Origin of the sequence: Rhizobium phaseoli (genome assembly GCF_010668805.1) — a bacterium.
GTDB lineage: Bacteria > Pseudomonadota > Alphaproteobacteria > Rhizobiales > Rhizobiaceae > Rhizobium > Rhizobium phaseoli_A.
Map to the genome: position 1 here is coordinate 1 of NZ_WUFT01000157.1, position 383 is coordinate 383.

A 383-nucleotide genomic window follows, 5' to 3' on the forward strand; every position below is an offset into this window, starting at 1 on the left:
TCATTGAAGCGGTGGCGTCGCAGGTGTTCATTCCGCTGACGGTGGGCGGCGGTGTGCGTGCGCTGGAAGATGTGCGACGGCTGCTCAATGCCGGTAATTCGTCGGCAGTGGCGAATCCGCAGCTCGTGGCGAATCCGCAGCTCGTGTCGGACGCCAGTGCCCGCCATGGCGCGCAGTGCATCGTCGTGGCTATCGACGCCAAGAAGGTGTCGGCCGAAGGCGAAGCGCCTCGCTGGGAAGTCTTCACGCACGGCGGGCGCAAGAACACGGGCCTCGACGCCGTGGCATGGGCGCGCGAAATGGCGCAGCGCGGCGCCGGCGAAATCCTGCTCACCAGCATGGACCGGGACGGCACCAAGGCCGGCTTCGACCTGGAACTCACG

The 383-nt window shown here is 67.1% G+C and carries 1 protein-coding gene; it reads left to right on the plus strand.

Annotated elements, in window-relative coordinates; translation table 11 throughout:
• Positions 1 to 383 (plus strand): imidazole glycerol phosphate synthase subunit HisF (hisF, locus tag GR197_RS31840; protein WP_246724753.1); only part of this gene is annotated, 383 nt, incomplete at both ends.